Below are 14,418 nucleotides of genomic sequence, written 5' to 3' on the forward strand. Positions count from 1 at the left end.
GCGACTGCGGGGCTCGCAAGCTCACTCCTCGCGCTCACCGCACCCGCCTTCCGTTCGCGACTGCGGGGCTCGCAAGCTCACTCCTCGCGCTCACCGCACCCGCCTTCCGTTCGCGACTGCGGGGCTCGCAAGCTCACTCCTCGCGCTCACCGGCCACCCACCCTCGGGGCGGTCGCCAACCGGGCCACGTCCCGCAACACCTGGTCCAGGCTGCCGGCACCGGCCCAGCGCACCACCGGAACGCCGTGCTCCCGGAGCTGCCCGATCATGATCTCCCGGTCCAGGCGCCACAGCCGGTACGCCACCTCGGCCCAACCCCGGTCCTTCGGCGACGCCAGGTCGGTAGGCAACGTGTCGACCGCCACCACGAACCGCCCACCGCGGGCCAACCGGGCGAGCATCTGCGCCGACCGTTCGTCCAGCAGCGGGGTGAGCACCACCACCAACGCGTCCGAGGAGAGCAACTGCGGGCCGAAGACCTGGTCGTACGGTTCGTGCGCGGACGGGTGGACCCGGACGTCGAGCAACCACTCCAGCACGGTCAGGTACTGCCGCCGCCCGGCGGCCGGCCGGAGCCGGCGAGCGGCCGGCCCGTACTCCAGCAGCGAGACCCGATCACCACGGTGCAGGTAGTGCTCGGCGATCGCGGCGGTGGCCCGGACGGTGGTGTCCAGCACCGAGGCGGCGCCGTCCACCCCACCGGAGCGGCCGGCCTCGGCGAGCACGTCGAGCAACACCACCACCTCCGCGTCCCGGTCGGAGAGGGTGGCGGCCACGTGCAGCTGCCGGGCCCGCAACGAGACCCGCCAGTCGATCCGGCGCAGCCGGTCCCCCGGGGCGAAGACGCGTACGCCGGCAAGCTCGCCGCCCTCTCCCGGTCGGCGAGAGTGGTGCGCCCCGACCAGGCCGGCGGCGCGGGGCATCGCCTCGACCGCCTCGAACGGCTCGGTACGGGGGTACACCCGCACCCGGACCGGCTCGGTGATCACCGCCCGGGAGACCAGCAGACCCCCGGCCGTGGCGACCCGGGCACCGGCGGGGCCGACCGGGTGCCGGCCCCAGCGCAGGGCCTTGCCGGCCAGCCCCAGGTCCACCGCGGCGCCGATCGGCACCGACGTCACGAACGGCCGGTCCGCGACGGAACGACGCCCGCCGAAGCCCTGCGTCGTCGCACCGGTTTCCGGGGTGGCGCTCGGCGGCCCGGAGTCGACGACCTCGTCGCGGGCGAAGCCGGCCCGCTCGACCCGCAGCCACGGCGACACGCGGGTACGCATCACCACCAGGTCGTAGTCGACAGTGTCCGGGTTGCCGACGCTCACCGCCGCCGCCACGTCACCGCCCTCGACCAGCGGCCCACCGTCACCCTGGGTGATCCACACCTGTGGCAGTGCCGTGGGCCGGCGACGCAGCGCGTACGCGGTGCCCAACGCGAACGGGGCCGCGAGCACGATCAGGTCCACCCGGCCCAGCAGCACACCGGCCACCAGCAGCAGACCGGCGAGCAGCACCGCGCGGCCGAGCGCCGGGGTGGGCGCCCAGCCGGCAGCCGGTTCCGCTTCGGTGTCCCTCGGCACGGTCGGTCCGGTCATCAGTGCCGGGGCCCGCCGGCGGCGTAGCTGGGCAGCGCGCCACTGGCCGGGGCGGGAGTCGCCTCCAGCACCTCGCCCACCACGAACGCCGGATCGACGCGCCGCAACCACATCTCCGGGCGCAGGGTGATCCGGTGGGCCAGCGCGGGGGCTGCCACCGACTTGACGTCCTCCGGCACCACGTAGTCCCGTCCGCCGAACACGGCACGGACCCGGGCCAGCAGCAGCAGCGCCAGCGAACCGCGAGGTGAGGCACCGACCAGCACCGACGGGTGTTCCCGGGTGGCCGCGGTGAGCGACACGATGTAGCGGCCGATGGAGTCCTCCACCACCACGTCCTCCAGGGCGGCCTGCATGGCCCGCAGCGTGGCCGCGTCGACCACCGCCTTGATGTCCGCCTCCTCCCGGCGACGGCTCATCCGACGGCGCAGCACCTCCCACTCCTCTTCGTGCTGCGGATAACCGAACGAGACCCGCAGCAGGAACCGGTCCAGCTGCGCCTCCGGCAGCGGGTAGGTGCCCTCGTACTCGATGGGGTTGGCGGTGGCCAGCACGTGGAACGGCTCGTCGAGCTTGTAGGTCACACCCTCGACCGACACCTGCTTCTCCTGCATCGCCTCCAGCAGCGCGGACTGGGTCTTCGGCGGCGTCCGGTTGATCTCGTCGGCGAGGAGCAGGTTGGTGAAGACCGGACCGGCCCGGAAGGTGAAGTCACCGTTGCGCTGGTCGTACAGGAAGGAGCCGGTGACGTCGGCGGGGAGCAGGTCGGGGGTGAACTGCAACCGACGGAAGTCCAACCCGAGGGCCTGGGCGAACGAGCGGGCGGTGAGCGTCTTACCGAGCCCCGGCAGGTCCTCCAGGAGCACATGCCCGCCCGCGAGGATGCCGGCGAGGACCAGCTCCAACGCGTCCCGTTTGCCGACCACGACGGTGCCGACCGCGTCCAGGACCGCCCGAGCCAGGTGCCCGACCTCGGCGGGGGCAATGCTCCGGTCCACGTCGTTCATCAGATGCTCTCCAGTTCGGCGACGATCACCGCGAGGTCGCGCGGTGACGGGGTGCGGCGAGGCGGGGTCTCCAGGAACGTCCACAGGCGGTCACCCAGCAGGACGCGGGCGCGGGCGGGATCCGACTCACGGGTGACGCCGTGCTTCAGCCGCATCCGCTCGTCGGCCAACTCACCGATCCGGGGCAGGACCACCTCGGTGAAACGTTCGGTTCGGTTCGAGGACCAGTCCAGGGGCCGTTCCCACTGGTTGATCGCGCCACGCAGCGCGTCCCGGGCGCCCCAGTTGTAGCTGCCGTCCTCCTCGCCCGCGCCGGCCGGGCGAGGAGGCGGCGGCGGGGGTGGCGGCGCCAGCAGGGCGGTGACCCGGCGGACCGCCAGCACGGCGAGCACCCCGGCGATCAGTACGGGCAGCGAGACCTGGAGGCCCACCGCGCGGAGGCCGACCAGCAGGACAGCCACCACCGCGGCGGCCCACGCGAGCGAGCGCAGCACCGGACGCCATCGGGACGGCCGCGCCTGCGGACCGGCCGGCGCGGCCGCCTCCTCCTCGAACGCGAGCAGATCGTCGATGCTGGTGCTGCTCATGAGGTCACCGCCGCGGTGAGCTCTCCGCGCAGCCGGCCGAGCGCGGCGCGGGCCTGGTCCCGGGTGCCTTCGCCGACCGGGTGGGTGGCGTACCGGGCCTCCCGGTAGACGTGCGCGAACTCGGCCAGCACGTCGGTGCTGGCGATGGCCGGCACGCCCGCCGCAGGGTCACCCTGCAACAGTCGGCTGACCAGGTCGGTGGGGGTGTCTCCGGCGAGCCTCGGCACGCCGGCCGCGGCGGCGGTCTCCTCCAGGCGCACCCAGCAGGCGATCACCGCCACCCGGGGGTCGGTGTCCCGGTCGTCGAGCTCCACCAGGCCGGCGTCGAGGGCGGCGACCACCTCGCGGGCGGTGCCCTCGGCGGTACTGCGGGCCCGCTGCGCCGGTAGTGCCCGGGTGGTGCGGCGCAGTGCGCCCCGGATGAGGACCCAGCTGAGGTAGCCGAGCGCGGCGAGGATGGCCAGCCCGAGCAGGACCACAGCCACCGTGCCGACCCACTGCGGGATGTGCGCCTGGGTGGCCTCGCCGGCGTCGCGGGGCTCGATCGGGATGGACGGCGACGGCTCAACGGTCGGGTACTCGGGAACCCAGGGAACGTTGTCCGCGGCGGGCGGGATGCGACTGGCCCCGATCGACGAGTGAGCGGACGCCAGCGCGGCACCGGCGAGCAGGGCGGCGACCGCGCCGACCGGCCACCACCGGCGGAGCAGGCCGAGCGCCGGCCGCAGCACACCCGGCTCGGCGGACGGTACCGGTGTGGGCGGGCGTGTTCCGTCTGTCATCGCCACCACCCCACGCGTCGTCTCAGTCCACTCCGGCCAGCTGTTTAGCCTGGCCGAAGACGTCGTCCAACATCCCTGGTGTCAACCGCCCGGTGAAGGTGTTCTGCTGACTGACGTGGTAGCAGCCCAGCAAGTCCGGAGCGTTCGTGCCGGACCAGTGTGCCCCATGACCGAACGCCGGTCGCGGGCTGGGCGGGCGCTGCCCGTACACCGCGCGGAGCACCGGCCACCAGGCGGCCCAGGCGAACGCGCCCAGCGCGACCACGACCCGCAGCGTGGGCCGGATCAGGGTGACCTCGCGGTGCAGCCAGGGTGCGCAGGTGTCCCGTTCCACCGGGGTCGGCTTGTTGTCCGGAGGCGCACACCGGACGGCCGAGAAGATCCGCAGGTCACGCAGGTTGAGCCCGTCGGCGGCGGCGACGCTGGTCGGCTGGTTGGCCAGCCCGGCCCGGTGCAGCGCGGCGAACAGCACGTCACCCGACCGGTCGCCGGTGAAGATCCGGCCGGTGCGGTTGCCACCGTGCGCGGCGGGCGCCAGCCCGAGGATGGCGATCCGCGCGTCACCGGTGCCGAGGCCCGGCACCGGCCGACCCCAGTACTCCTGGTCGCGGAAGGCGGCCCGCCGGGTGCGGGCGACCTCCTCCCGCCATTGGACCAGCCGTGGGCAGGCGAAACAGTCGCTCACCGCCGCGTCGAGGTCGGCCAGGTCGGTCGCCCGCGCTGCGCGGGCGACCACCTGTGCGGGGGTACGCGTCTCAGCCAAGCTTGGCCCGGAAGAGTTCCAGGGTGCGGGCCCAGGCGCTGGCGGCGGCGCGCTGGTCGAACGCCTCCGGCCGGTCGTCGTTGAAGAAGGCGTGCGAGGTGCCCGGGTAGTCGTAGAGGTGGCAGTCGCCGCCCGCCTCTTCGATGGCCCGACGAGCGGTCTGCACGCCCTCGTCGGCGGAGGTGCCGTCCTCTTCGGAGCAGTGGATGACCGCTGCCTTGCCGGCGTAGTCGGCCCAGTCGGGGCGCATCGACTCCCAGGGGAGCACGGGATAGAAACCGGCGGTCGCGACGATCCGCTCGGAGATGGTGGCCGACCAGAGGGCCAGGCTGCCACCGGCGCAGAAGCCCACGGCACCGACCTTACCGGTGACCTCGGGCCGCCCGGCGAGATAGTCGGCCGCTCCGGCGATGTCCTTCGCCGCCTCGTCCATCCGCATCGCCAGCAGGAGCCGCTGCGCCTCGTCCGGCTCGCTGGTCGTCTCACCGTGGTAGAAGTCCGGGGCGAGGGCCACGAAACCGGCCTCGGCGAACCGGTCCGCCACCGACCGGATGTGCGGGACGAGACCCCACCATTCCTGAATGACGATGACGGCAGGGCTGGCCGTGCCGCTGGCGGGTATCGCGAGATACCCCTCGCTCGTGCCCCCGTTGCTGCGGTAGCTCACCATTTCGCCCATGGGCCGTCCTCCTAGCGGTCAGTCATCGTTGGCTGGTCGCCCAGTGGTCCTACGTGCCGGTAGCCTGCCACGCCACGCGGCCGTCGGGAAGACGCCGGAACAGTGGCATTCACCTCCTGTTAGCCCCCCGTTGACTCCGGGTACGCCGACGGCGGCGGGGTCTGCTCCCGCCGCCGTCGATGCCGAGCTACCGCTGTGGTCAGACCTTCTTGGTCAGGCAGAGCACGTAGCCCGTCTTGCCCGGCTCGATGCTGGAGAAGACGTACCCCTCCTCGCCCTCCTTGAAGAACTGGGTGCAGGTGGTGTCGGCCTTGGCCTGAGCCTCGCTCTGGCCGTCCACCCGACCGACCACGCTGTACGCCGCGTCGGTGGAGGTGCACTCGACGACCTTGGCGCCGTCGACCTCCTCCTGCTCGGTGCCGGTGATCTCGGGCAGCTCGGCGATGCAGTCGCCGGTCTTGGCGGCTGCGGTCTCGTCCTTGTTGAAGTAGTTGCCGATCGCCGAGGCGACACCGAACTTCAGGCCGGCGATGACGACGACGGCGAGGACCGCACCGACGATGCCGATGGCCTTCTTCGCACCGGACTTCTCCGCCTTCGGCTCGGCCGCCGGCTGCTGCTCGGAAGCCGGCTGCTGCTCGGGCGTCTGCGGCTGCTGCTCGGCGGCCGGCTGCTGCTCGGGCGTCTGCGGCTGCTGCTGCGGCGCGGCAGGCTGCGGCGCGGCCGCTTGCGGCGTCTCGACGGCCGGCTCAGGGGTTGCGGCGTCGGGCGCGGGGGGCGGTGCGACCTGCTCTGGCACGGGGGTTCCTTCCGAGGGGTTGATGAGCAGACGACACCGTAACGATCATTGATTTCCGGTGCCGTCCCGCTCGCCTCGTCCGTTCAGCTATTTCCCAGCTTCACCCACATGATCCAGTTCACATCTCGGCTCAGCCCGTCGGGGTGGGAGTTGGCGTAGGGGTTGGCGTACCGGTCGGCAGCGGCGTTCCGGTCTCCCCGGGTGTACCGCTCGGGTCCGGCGTGCTTGCCGGGTCCGGCGTGCTGGCTGGTGATGCGGGTGGAAGGGGCGCGCCCGGTGCGCGGGGCACGAAGGGCGCCTGCTCCGGGCAGTACGGGTACGACCGCAGGATCGGCTTGTCGTAGACCTCTTCCGCGCAGTCCGGGTAGCCGAGTCGGATCGGATTGCCGTTCTGGTCGAAGAGCCGGGCGTTCTCCACCAAGCGGCCCTCGCTGTCGTAGACGAAGACATCCCGGACCCGGTCGTACTGGCTGTCGACAGCGGTCTGGTCATAGCCGTAGTCGCCGTAGCGCATCCGGTCCTCGGCCTGGATCAGCGCGGCGAACGCGAAGACCACCAGCACCACGCTGGCGACCTGCACGACCGAGCGCGGCCAGCGGGTCAGCTGGGCCGAACGGCGACCGATCCAGATGGAGCCGAGCACGAAGCCGATCAGCATGATCAGGCCGGCGAGCAGCTCACCGCCGAACCTCGGCAGTAGCCCGAATTCGCCACCGGTGGTGATCACCGTGACCAGCATCGCCGCCAGATAGCCGCGCAGCACCCACCAGGCCGGGCGCAACAGTCGGAGGAAGTCGCTGGCCGTCTCGTACCCCAGGGGTGGGCCGAGCCGGGCGTCCACGGTGCGCAGCCGGCCGCGGACCCGGGCCATCGCGCTCGCCACCCGCTGGTCGAGGTTGCGCCCGCTGCCCGGCGCGGCGCCGGCCGCGGCGCGCAGCTCGGCGGCGTACGTCTCGGGCTCGCCCAACCGCTCGACCAGGGTGCCCTCGGCCTCGGCGGCGACCTCGGTGAGGTGGTCGGCGAGATCCTCGGTCAACTCGTCGCGTTGCCCGGGCGGCAGGTCGGCCAGAGCGGCCCGGACCCGCGCCACATAGTCGGTGATCTCCTGCTCCGCGACGGTCATGCCGCCATCCCCCGATCGTCGAGCAGACTGTCCATTGTGGTGGCGAACGAGCGCCAGAGCTTGCCGGAGCGGGTCAGCTGGTCACGCCCCGCGGCGTTGAGTGAGTAGTACTTGCGGTGCGGCCCGGATTCGCTCGGCACGACGTAGGTGGTGAGCAGGCCGGCGGCGAAGAGGCGGCGCAGCGTCCCGTAGACCGAGGCGTCACCGACCTCCTCCAGGCCGGCCTCGCGCAGCCGGCGCAGGATGTCGTAACCGTAACCGTCCTCCTCGCGGAGCACGGCCAGGACGGCCAGATCGAGCACGCCCTTCAACAACTGTGTGGTGTCCACGCATTGCACACTAGTGCGTAATGCGAAGTAGCGTCAACGAGATGGCTCCGACACGCCGGGCAGGCGCGGGCGCGGGGCGGGCCTTCGCCGGGGGCGGACGCCCCTTGATCGCGCTCGATCCAGGATGTAGTGGCCTCCGCGTAGGAGGATGCCACTACATCCATGAACGAGCGCGATCTTGGCGTGCGGTGAGATCGGAGGGCCCGCCGAGGCCCACGCAACGAGAAAGGTCGGCGCAACATCAGGGATGTTGCTGTCTCCCGCGCCCCACAGGGAGCAACATCCGGGAAGTTGCTCGGATCTTGGGCTGAAGCGCCAAGCACGAAGCGCCAGGCGCCAAGCGCCAAGCGCCAAGCGCCAAACCGGACCGTGCGGGACCGGACCGTGCCGGACCGGACCGTGCCGGACCGTGCCGGACCGATCCGGACCGATCCGAACCGACGCAAGCACGGCCTGGCCTGGCCGGGCCGGGCCGCGCGGGATGCTGATCGACTCGGTTTTCAGGGAGTCGCGCTGTCCGAGCCGCTCGGACAGCGCGGTTTCAATGAAAACGAGTCGATCAAGATGGCTGGCTAGCGCCGCGTGGTCGGCTGGAGGCTCCAGGCGATGCCGTCGAGGATGTCGTGCTCCGAGGCGACCACCGAGGGCATCCCGGCCCGCTCCATGATCACACGAAGCACCAGGGCACCAGCGCCGATCACGTCGGCGCGGCCCGGGTGCATCACCGGGTTCGCCAACCGCTGCGCGCGGGTCTGACCCAGCAGCTCCGCGGTCACCCGGGCGACCTCCTCGTACGACACCCGGGCGTGGTGGATGCGCTCCGGGTCGTACTCCCGCAGGCCCTGCGCGAGCGCGACCACTGTGGTGACCGACCCGGCGAGGCCGACCAGGGTGGCCGCCTCGCGACCGGGCACCACGGCGAGCGCCCGGTCCACCACCGCCGCGATGTCGGCCTGCGCCGCATCGACCTGCTCGGGCGTCGGCGGGTCACCGGGGAGGTGCCGCTCGGTCATCCGGACGCAGCCGATGTCCACCGAGATCGCCGACCGCACCCCGGCGGCCCGGTCACCGACCACGAACTCGGTGGAACCGCCACCGATGTCGACGACCAGGAACGGCTCCTTCGCGTCGGCGGGCAGCCCGCGCACCGCGCCGGTGAACGACAGCCGGGCCTCCTCGTCGCCGCTGACCACCTCGGGCGCGACACCGAGGGTGGCCCGCACCATCTCGGTGAAGTCGGCGGCGTTGGCGGCATCGCGGGAGGCCGAGGTGGCACACATCCGCACCCGCTGCGCACCCAGCTTCTCGATGTCGGCGGCGTACGACGCCAACGCCACCCGGGTCCGCTCGATCGCCTCCGGCGCCAGTCGGCCGGTGCGGTCCACGCCCTGGCCCAACCGGACGATCTCCATCCGCCGGGTGAGGTCGACCAGCGGCGCCCGCGGCCCGGCCGAGGCGTCGGGCAGGTCGGCGACCAGCAGTCGGATCGAGTTGGTCCCGCAGTCGATGGCCGCCACACGCGTCGTCACTGCAGCAACCTTACGGCAGGACGGGCGGCCACCCGGCGGCTTGGTCGGGCGTGGGCCACGACTCGCCCAGGTCGCCCGACCGGCCCCGCAACAACCCCAACCCGAGCGCGGTCAGGTGATGCCGGACGGCCCCGCCCTCCCGCTCGCTGGTCACCAGACCGGCGGTCCGCAGCGCGCGGGCGTGCTCCGAGGCCGAGGAGAGACTGATCCCGACCGCCCGGGACAACACGGTGGTGGTCAACCCACCGTCGGTCGCCAGTCGGCGCAGCACCAGCGCCCGGGTGACGCCGAGCAGCCGACCGAGGGCATCGTCGTCGGCGGGAGCCCTGCCCGCCGGCATGACCACCGGGTAGACGAGCAGGATCGGGTAACCCTGCTCGACAAGCACCCGGGGCCGCGGCCCGGCCAACGGGGACGGCAACAGGATGATCCCGTGGCCGGTGCCGGGGAGATCGCCGTCCCACCACGTCCGTACCTCCAGCACCGGCTCCCGCCACCGGATCCCCGGGTGCAGACCGGCGAAGAGACTGGCCAGGCCGTGCTGCGCCAGCCGCTGGCTGGCAGACGTCACCTGCTGACGGTACGCGGACACCAACTCGGCCCAGTGCGGTTCGAGCACCGCGTCGCACCAGGTCCGCACGGCCCCGCCGAACAGGTCCAGCACCTCCGGGTCGGCCGCCGCGAACCGCCGCCGCAGCGGGCTGGCCGACGTGTCCGCGTACGCCAGGGTGACCTCGGCGCGGACCCGCCGCGCCGGGGTGGCCCGGATCGCCTCCAGCCCGGCCTCCACCGACTCCAAGCCGTCGAAGGGAGTGACGAAGTCCGGCAGACGTCCCCGGTCGGGCAGCAGATGACGCAGGACCGCGGTGGCAGCCTGGGCGGCAGGCGTACCCTCGGCCGCTGCCGCACGCTCGGCCAGGGTCGGCGCCATCGCCGCGACCGTGGGATCGCGCAGCCACTGACCGGCAAGCAACGCTGTCCCGACCGGATGCAGCCGATCGGCGAACCGCACCCGGCACAGGTCGGCCGACCCGAGCTGGAGGCGAAGCATGGCAACAGCCTGCCTGCCTTCGCCCAGGACCGAAAGGGTTGATCCGCGGCCGAACGCCTTCCAGTGTGGACTGCGGGGTCGACGGGGGGTGGCCGGCGTGCGGCGATCGGTGGCGGTGTTGACGGGGCTCTGCCTCATGGTCGTTGCCGCAGCTTGTGGTGAGCGGGGGCAACCCTCGTCGGCCCCGCCAGCCGCACCGTCCGCGTCGAGCGAACGACCGGCGACCGGGGACCACCAGCTCACCCTGCATCACAACGGACTCGACCGCACCTACCTGCTGCACGCGCCACCGGGGTACGACCCGGGCAGGCCCTCCGCGCTGGTCATCGCGCTGCACTTCTATCCCGGCCTCGGATCCTCGATGCGGGAGTTGGCGGGCCTGGACGCCAAAGCCGACACTGACAATGTGCTGGTCGCCTACCCCGACGGGCAGGGCGGCGGCTTCAACGCGCTGATCTGCTGCGGCGGCGCGGACGACGTCGGCTTCCTCAACGCCCTCACCGACCATCTGGTGCAGACCTGGCACGCAGACCCGAACCGGGTGTTCCTCACCGGCATCTCGAACGGCGGCGACATGAGCTTCCGGGCGGCGGTGGAGAGCACGGGCAGGTTCGCCGCGATCGGGGTGGTCAGCGGTGGTTACAGCGGAAATCTGACCACCGCCGACAGTTACGTGCCGAAGAGCCCGGTCTCCGTGATCACCTTCATTGGCGGCCAGGATCGCTACGCCTCGATCTTCCAGACCGGAATGCAGACCTGGCAGCAGCGGCTCGGCTGCCGGCCGAGCCCGAAGGCGTCCGGGGTGCCGGGTGTGACGCACACGGTGGCGGGCTGCGCGGACGGCAGCGAGGTCAGCGTCTACACGATCGCCGACATGGGCCACAGTTGGCCGGGAGCCACAACGGGCCAACTCGCCGCATCCTCCGCGGGGCTGTCCGCCACGGACCTGATGTGGGAGTTCTTCGCCGCCCACCCCCGCAAGGCGTGACCTACAGGCGCAGCAACATCCGGGTGTTGCCCAGCGTGTTCGGCTTGACCCGCTCCAGGTCCAGGAACTCCGCGACACCCTCGTCGTACGAGCGCAGCAGCTGCTCGTAGACCGGTTGCGGCACCGGAGCGCCGTCGATCTCGCGGAAACCGAACGAGCCGAAGAACCGGGTCTCGAAGGTGAGCACGAAGATCCGCGCCACGCCCAACTCCCGGGCCGCGTCGATCAGCTCACCGACCAGCCGGTGACCGATGCGTCGGCCCCGGCAGGACGGGTCCACCGCCACCGTGCGGATCTCGGCCAGGTCCTCCCACATGACGTGCAGCGCGCCGCAGCCCACCACGACGTCGTCCTCGGCCCGGACCGCGACCCGGAACTCCTGCACGTCCTCGAAGAGGGTGACGGTGGCCTTGCTCAGCAGCCGCCGGTCGTCGGTGTAGGTGTCGACGAGTCGTCGGATACCCCGCACGTCCCCGGTGCGGGCCCGCCGTACCGTGATCTGATCTGCGGCCTGCGTGCTCATTCGGCCGCCGGCACGTCCACGCACGGCCCCGCCGACCACCAGGGCTCGACCAGTTCCAACGTCTCGTCACCGAACGGGTTCACCCCGGGGCCGGCGCCCAGCGCGTGGCCCAGGTGCACGTGCAGGCACTTCACCCGGCCCGGCATCCCGCCGGCCGAGATGCCGGCGATCTCCGGCACCTCGCCGATCGCCTCCCGGCGGGTGAGGTAGTCCTCGTGCGCGGCACGGTAGTGGGCGGCCAACTCCGGATCCGTCGTGAGCCGGTCCGCCATCTCCTTCATCAGCCCCGCCGACTCCAGTCGGCTGCACGCAGCGGTGGCCCGGGGGCAGGTCAGGTAGTAGAGCGTCGGGAACGGGGTGCCGTCGGCGAGGCGGGGGGTCGTCTCCACCACGTCGGGAAGGCCACACGGGCACCGGTGGGCCACCGCCCGGGTGCCCCGGGGTGTCCGGCCGAGCTGCGCGGCGACCGCGGCCAGGTCGGCCTCGGTGGCCGGCTCGCGCTGCGGCAGGGGAACGGAATCCGCCGCCGGCTCCGACGGTGGTACGACAGTCACGGTGCCCATCTCTCCTGGTGTGCTGGTCGGTGGATCACTGGCCCGGCTGCTGGCTGTCCGCCGCCCGCACGCTCGACCAGAGCGTGTCGTACCAGGTCACCGGCCCGGCCGGCGGGGCCGAACCGGCCGACTTCCCGGCGTCCCGGGCGGCGCCCTCCGGGTCGTGCAGCACCACCATCATCTTCTCGCCGGGCCGGCCCATGAAGAACCGCTCCCGAGCCTGCGTCTTGATGTACTCGGGGTCTTTCCAGTTGGCGGCCTCGGCGGCGAGCTTCGCGATCTCCCGCTCCTGCACCGCCTGGGCCGCCTCCATCCGCTCGATGTCGGCCTGCTGGTCCAGGTAGACCCGGACCGGATAGGTGTAGGCCAGAGCGAGCGCGATCAGGACCGCGAACAGCACGGTGGCCCGACCGGTGAAGCGACGGGGGTTGGGTGCGGCGAGCCGCTTCACGGCACCACCGGCGGCGGTACGCCGAGCGGCGGCGGGACGATTCGCGGAGCGCACGCCTTCGGCGCCGCGGGCAGCACCCGGCGCGCGACCGGCTGCGCGCGGCTCGGCGCGTACGCCGGCCTCCCGGACCGATCCCCGCGTGGCGCGCCCGCCGCCCGGCCGACCGGACTGACCCGGCCGGCGGGCGGGACGCTGACCACCCGGTGTGCGGCGCTGCTGCATCGTCACACCCCTCCCCCGAGGCTTCGTGCGTCTCAGGCCGAACGGTAGCGCGGGAACGCGCCAGCGCCGGCGTAGCGCGCCGCGTCGGCCAGCTCCTCCTCGATCCGGAGCAGCTGGTTGTACTTGGCGACACGGTCCGAGCGGGCCGGGGCGCCGGTCTTGATCTGGCCGCAGCCGGTGGCCACCGCCAAGTCGGCGATGGTGGTGTCCTCGGTCTCGCCGGAGCGGTGGCTCATCATGCACTTGAAGCCGGCCCGGTGGGCCAGGTCCACCGCGTCCAGGGTCTCGGTCAGCGAGCCGATCTGGTTGACCTTGACGAGAACCGCGTTCGCCGCCTTCTCCGCGATGCCGCGGGCGATGCGCTGCGGGTTGGTCACGAACAGGTCGTCACCGACGATCTGCACCCGGTCGCCGATCGAGGCGGTCAGCGTCTGCCAGCCGCTCCAGTCGTCCTCGGCCAGCGGGTCCTCGATCGACACGATCGGGTACTCGTCGGCCAGCTTCGTGTAGTAGGTGCTCATCTCCTCGGCGGACTTCGCGGCACCCTCGAACGTGTAGGTGCCGTTGTCGAAGAACTCCGTGGCCGCCACGTCGAGCGCGAACACGATGTCGGTGCCGAGCCGGTAACCGGCCTTCTCGACCGCCTCGGCGATCAGGTCCAGAGCCGCCGCGTTCGTCGGCAGGTTCGGCGCGAAGCCACCCTCGTCGCCGAGCCCGGTGGAGAGGCCCTTCTTCTTCAGCACCGACTTCAGCGCGTGGTAGACCTCCGCGCCCGAGCGCAGCGCCTCACGGAAGGTGGGCGCGCCGATCGGCGCGATCATGAACTCCTGGATGTCGACGTTCGAGTCGGCGTGCGCGCCACCGTTGAGGATGTTCATCATCGGCACGGGCAGGAGGTGCGCGTTCGGGCCGCCCAGGTAGCGGAAGAGGCTCAGCTCGGCGCTGCCGGCAGCGGCCTTCGCCACCGCCAGGGAGACCCCGAGGATGGCGTTCGCGCCCAGCTCCGACTTGCTCTCCGTGCCGTCGATGTCGAGCATCTTCTGGTCGATCAGCCGCTGCTCGCTGGCCTCGTACCCGATGATCTGGTCGACGATCTTGTCTTCGACGTTGGAGACCGCCTTCTCCACGCCCTTGCCCTGGTAGCGGTCGGCGTCACCGTCGCGCAGCTCGATCGCCTCGAAGGCGCCGGTGGAGGCGCCGGACGGCACGGCGGCGCGGGCTACCGTGCCGTCGTCCAGACCGACCTCGACCTCGACCGTCGGGTTGCCCCGCGAGTCGAGAATCTCCCGGGCGACGATTCCCTCGATGGTTGCCACTAAGTCGCTCCTCGTTGTTGTGATCCGGTCCGTGGGTGGGCCGCGACGGTGCGGCTGAGGCAGGTGTTGAACGCAGCGTATCGGGCGGCGCGAACGGGCACGGCGTCGCCCGCGCACCCGGGGGAC

General features: G+C 72.2%; 17 protein-coding genes. 2 read left to right on the top strand and 15 right to left on the bottom strand.

Features of this window, described 5'->3' with window-relative positions; all coding sequences use genetic code 11:
* Nucleotides 1–146 precede the first annotated feature (146 nt).
* The 9 genes from ACFYP0_RS07815 to ACFYP0_RS07855 all read right to left on the bottom strand — a co-directional run bounded on the left by ACFYP0_RS07815 (nucleotide 147) and on the right by ACFYP0_RS07855 (nucleotide 7,658).
* Entirely contained in the window at nucleotides 147–1,589 is a 1,443-nt protein-coding gene (locus tag ACFYP0_RS07815; protein ID WP_355494431.1) for a DUF58 domain-containing protein, read from the bottom strand.
* Entirely contained in the window at nucleotides 1,589–2,596 is a 1,008-nt protein-coding gene (locus ACFYP0_RS07820) for an AAA family ATPase (protein WP_091394243.1), read from the bottom strand. The genes ACFYP0_RS07815 and ACFYP0_RS07820 overlap by 1 nt, the downstream gene beginning before the upstream one ends.
* Nucleotides 2,596–3,183 carry a hypothetical protein gene (locus ACFYP0_RS07825; RefSeq protein WP_386995056.1) on the bottom strand — a complete coding sequence of 196 codons (588 nt, stop codon included), beginning with the start codon at nucleotides 3,181–3,183 and terminating at the stop codon, nucleotides 2,596–2,598. Before ACFYP0_RS07825 ends, ACFYP0_RS07820 begins: the two co-directional genes overlap by 1 nt.
* Complete coding sequence (locus ACFYP0_RS07830; RefSeq protein ID WP_355494433.1) at nucleotides 3,180–3,965, bottom strand: DUF4129 domain-containing protein; 786 nt, start codon at nucleotides 3,963–3,965, stop codon at nucleotides 3,180–3,182. Before ACFYP0_RS07830 ends, ACFYP0_RS07825 begins: the two co-directional genes overlap by 4 nt.
* A gap of 22 nt (nucleotides 3,966–3,987) precedes the next feature.
* Nucleotides 3,988–4,701, bottom strand: a complete 714-nt coding sequence (locus ACFYP0_RS07835) for a uracil-DNA glycosylase (protein ID WP_355494434.1) — start codon at nucleotides 4,699–4,701, stop codon at nucleotides 3,988–3,990.
* Nucleotides 4,702–4,720: 19 nt separating this feature from the next.
* The gene (locus ACFYP0_RS07840; protein ID WP_112671006.1) at nucleotides 4,721–5,407 is read right to left on the bottom strand and encodes a dienelactone hydrolase family protein; all 687 of its coding nucleotides are present in this window, start codon (nucleotides 5,405–5,407) and stop codon (nucleotides 4,721–4,723) included.
* Between the two features lie 199 nt (nucleotides 5,408–5,606).
* Nucleotides 5,607–6,206: an LppU/SCO3897 family protein gene (locus tag ACFYP0_RS07845; protein ID WP_355494435.1), complete on the bottom strand. Its 600-nt coding sequence runs from the start codon at nucleotides 6,204–6,206 to the stop codon at nucleotides 5,607–5,609.
* Nucleotides 6,207–6,336: 130 nt separating this feature from the next.
* A complete protein-coding gene (locus ACFYP0_RS07850) occupies nucleotides 6,337–7,329 on the bottom strand; it encodes an HAAS signaling domain-containing protein (RefSeq protein WP_355494436.1) in 993 nt (330 codons plus the stop codon).
* Entirely contained in the window at nucleotides 7,326–7,658 is a 333-nt protein-coding gene (locus ACFYP0_RS07855) for a PadR family transcriptional regulator (protein WP_074316865.1), read from the bottom strand. Before ACFYP0_RS07855 ends, ACFYP0_RS07850 begins: the two co-directional genes overlap by 4 nt.
* A gap of 384 nt (nucleotides 7,659–8,042) precedes the next feature.
* Between ACFYP0_RS07855 and ACFYP0_RS07860 the strand changes: the two genes are divergently transcribed.
* The gene (locus tag ACFYP0_RS07860) at nucleotides 8,043–8,234 is read left to right on the top strand and encodes a hypothetical protein (RefSeq protein WP_386995060.1); all 192 of its coding nucleotides are present in this window, start codon (nucleotides 8,043–8,045) and stop codon (nucleotides 8,232–8,234) included.
* On the opposite strand, the gene ACFYP0_RS07865 is transcribed toward ACFYP0_RS07860, so the two are convergent.
* Together ACFYP0_RS07865 and ACFYP0_RS07870 are read right to left on the bottom strand one after the other, a co-directional pair.
* The gene (locus tag ACFYP0_RS07865) at nucleotides 8,231–9,175 is read right to left on the bottom strand and encodes a Ppx/GppA phosphatase family protein (protein WP_356978030.1); all 945 of its coding nucleotides are present in this window, start codon (nucleotides 9,173–9,175) and stop codon (nucleotides 8,231–8,233) included. The genes ACFYP0_RS07860 and ACFYP0_RS07865 overlap by 4 nt on opposite strands.
* Before the next feature lie 22 nt (nucleotides 9,176–9,197).
* Complete coding sequence (locus tag ACFYP0_RS07870; protein WP_355493950.1) at nucleotides 9,198–10,238, bottom strand: ArsR/SmtB family transcription factor; 1,041 nt, start codon at nucleotides 10,236–10,238, stop codon at nucleotides 9,198–9,200.
* A 97-nt stretch (nucleotides 10,239–10,335) separates the two neighbouring features.
* On the opposite strand from ACFYP0_RS07870, the gene ACFYP0_RS07875 reads away from it, so the two are divergent.
* Nucleotides 10,336–11,226 carry an alpha/beta hydrolase family esterase gene (locus ACFYP0_RS07875; RefSeq protein ID WP_355493949.1) on the top strand — a complete coding sequence of 297 codons (891 nt, stop codon included), beginning with the start codon at nucleotides 10,336–10,338 and terminating at the stop codon, nucleotides 11,224–11,226.
* A gap of 1 nt (nucleotide 11,227) precedes the next feature.
* Here the strand turns inward: ACFYP0_RS07875 and ACFYP0_RS07880 are convergent, their stop codons facing one another.
* The 4 genes from ACFYP0_RS07880 to eno are packed head-to-tail and all read right to left on the bottom strand — an operon-like array spanning nucleotide 11,228 to nucleotide 14,292.
* Nucleotides 11,228–11,749 (bottom strand): amino-acid N-acetyltransferase, encoded by a 522-nt coding sequence (locus ACFYP0_RS07880; protein WP_124861649.1) that lies wholly within the window; start codon nucleotides 11,747–11,749, stop codon nucleotides 11,228–11,230.
* Complete coding sequence (locus tag ACFYP0_RS07885; protein WP_124861646.1) at nucleotides 11,746–12,303, bottom strand: DUF501 domain-containing protein; 558 nt, start codon at nucleotides 12,301–12,303, stop codon at nucleotides 11,746–11,748. Before ACFYP0_RS07885 ends, ACFYP0_RS07880 begins: the two co-directional genes overlap by 4 nt.
* Before the next feature lie 34 nt (nucleotides 12,304–12,337).
* On the bottom strand, nucleotides 12,338–12,976 hold the full coding sequence (locus ACFYP0_RS07890) for an FtsB family cell division protein (RefSeq protein ID WP_355493948.1): 639 nt from the start codon (nucleotides 12,974–12,976) through the stop codon (nucleotides 12,338–12,340).
* Between the two features lie 32 nt (nucleotides 12,977–13,008).
* Complete coding sequence (gene eno, locus ACFYP0_RS07895; protein WP_091394269.1) at nucleotides 13,009–14,292, bottom strand: phosphopyruvate hydratase; 1,284 nt, start codon at nucleotides 14,290–14,292, stop codon at nucleotides 13,009–13,011.
* Nucleotides 14,293–14,418 lie beyond the last annotated feature (126 nt).

The organism is Micromonospora arida, assembly GCF_042873195.1.
GTDB lineage: Bacteria > Actinomycetota > Actinomycetes > Mycobacteriales > Micromonosporaceae > Micromonospora > Micromonospora arida.

Bases quoted from the DNA above. Each gene is read 5' to 3' on its own strand.
- ACFYP0_RS07850 (WP_355494436.1), bottom strand. From the start codon at position 7,329: ATGACCGTCGCGGAGCAGGAGATCACCGACTATGTGGCGCGGGTCCGG.
- ACFYP0_RS07890 (WP_355493948.1), bottom strand. From the start codon at position 12,976: ATGCAGCAGCGCCGCACACCGGGTGGTCAGCGTCCCGCCCGCCGGCCG.
- ACFYP0_RS07870 (WP_355493950.1), bottom strand. From the start codon at position 10,238: ATGCTTCGCCTCCAGCTCGGGTCGGCCGACCTGTGCCGGGTGCGGTTC.
- ACFYP0_RS07815 (WP_355494431.1), bottom strand. From the start codon at position 1,589: ATGACCGGACCGACCGTGCCGAGGGACACCGAAGCGGAACCGGCTGCC.
- ACFYP0_RS07880 (WP_124861649.1), bottom strand. From the start codon at position 11,749: ATGAGCACGCAGGCCGCAGATCAGATCACGGTACGGCGGGCCCGCACC.
- ACFYP0_RS07840 (WP_112671006.1), bottom strand. From the start codon at position 5,407: ATGGGCGAAATGGTGAGCTACCGCAGCAACGGGGGCACGAGCGAGGGG.
- ACFYP0_RS07820 (WP_091394243.1), bottom strand. From the start codon at position 2,596: ATGAACGACGTGGACCGGAGCATTGCCCCCGCCGAGGTCGGGCACCTG.
- ACFYP0_RS07825 (WP_386995056.1), bottom strand. From the start codon at position 3,183: ATGAGCAGCACCAGCATCGACGATCTGCTCGCGTTCGAGGAGGAGGCG.
- ACFYP0_RS07830 (WP_355494433.1), bottom strand. From the start codon at position 3,965: ATGACAGACGGAACACGCCCGCCCACACCGGTACCGTCCGCCGAGCCG.